Source organism: Actinoplanes sp. NBRC 103695 (genome assembly GCF_030269485.1).
In the GTDB taxonomy this organism is placed as follows: Bacteria; Actinomycetota; Actinomycetes; order Mycobacteriales; family Micromonosporaceae; genus Actinoplanes.
Genome location: NZ_BSTL01000102.1, coordinates 1 through 1505, shown reverse-complemented (window position 1 = coordinate 1505; position 1505 = coordinate 1). Strand labels below are relative to the sequence as shown.

Sequence of the window (1505 nt, the reverse complement as noted above, 5' to 3'; positions counted from 1 at the left end):
CAACGCCGTTCAGTTAGGGCGGGACGTTGGCTGTCAAGGGTCGGGGCTGATGACGTCGATGCTGGCGGTGGCCTGGTAGCTGCGCCGGTCGATGTTCGGGCCGCGGGCTTGGTATTTGGAGTTCGAGCGTTTGATCATGCGGGATTTGACGCGGATCCTGCGTTCGGGCAGCAGGTGGGCCAGGACGTGGGTGCCGATGACGCCGACGAGGTCGATGACGGTTCCGGCGATGATGCCGGCGGCGTGCACGACCTGGTCGCGGGCGGTGTTCAGGGCGGTGGTGAAGCTGGCCCGGTCGGGGTTGAGGCCGGGCTGGCTGTCGGTGGCGTCGACCATCGCGGTGCGTAGCACCTGGTAGACGCTGAGCAGGGCGTAGACCTCTTGCTGGACGCCGTCGGGAGTGCGGGCGCGTAAGACACGACCGCTCAGGATCGAGGATTTGAGTTCGAGGTAGGCGGTCTCGATCTCCCAACGCTGGTGGTAGAGCTTGACCAGGTCGGCGGCGGTATGCGTGGCTGGGTCGAGCAGGGTGGTGATCAGCCTGTAGCCGCCGGTGTGGGTGCCTGCGGTGGTGGTGATGCTGATCTGCGCGTCGATGACCCGGATCGGCAGCCCGCCGATCGTTGAGGCGAAGGATCCGTCGCGGTGGTGGCGCAGGATCGGTAGTTTGCGGCCATTTTTGCAGCGGATCAACAGGTCAGCACGGGTCGCGGCCAGGGTGGTGATCAGGCTGGCGGCGGCGTAGTTGCGGTCGGCCAGAAGCAGCATCCCGGGCCGAAGGCTTCGGGCGAGGTGGCGGGCCTGGTCGAGTTCACCGACGCTGACCGGGTCGAACACGGCGTCGATCACCGACCGGGTGCCGCAGGACAGCAGGGCGCTCAATCGCAGCTGGGGGTAGCCGGAACTGCCGTTGTTGCAGCGTTGTTTGGCATAGCGGCTGGTGTTCGCGGGCGAGTCCGCGACCGTCAGGAAGGTCCCGTCGATCACCGCGAGCAGCAGACCCTGCCAGCGCACGTGGGCGGCGTTGGTGACGGCCGGCCCGCGAAGCAGGTCGAACAACGCCTGTAACGGCTGCGGGCCGAGTCGTTGCCGGGCCTGACGCAACGCGCTGCCGGTGGGCGAGGCGAGCGGTAAGCCGGACAGCCCGCTGGTCAGCTTGGACCACACCTGCTGGTATCCGAGCTCAGCGAATAGGCAGCCGGCGAGGAGTAGATACATGACGACCCGGGCCGGCAGCAGCCGGACCCGCGCCTGCGCACGCCTGGTCGAGGCCAGGACATCATCGACCATCTCGAACGGAACGAGACGAGTCAGCTCGCCCAGATGACCCGGTGCGAACACCCCCGCGGCTACCGTCACCGTGCGAGTTATGGCAATCTGATCAGCCAGCGGAGCTCCAGGTTCAAGGGCGTCTTAGAGTGACCACCCTCTATACCGGAGCTCCGCTGCTCTATGCCTCAGACACGCCTTGACGATCCACCCGACCGCCTAACTGAACGGCGTTG

1 protein-coding gene is annotated in these 1505 nt (G+C 66.6%); it reads right to left on the bottom strand.

The features are described from left to right. Positions 1 to 33: 33 nt before the first annotated feature. Positions 34 to 1359, bottom strand: coding sequence for an IS4 family transposase (locus QSK31_RS48435; protein WP_285691983.1), 1326 nt, complete (start codon positions 1357 to 1359; stop codon positions 34 to 36). Positions 1360 to 1505 lie beyond the last annotated feature (146 nt).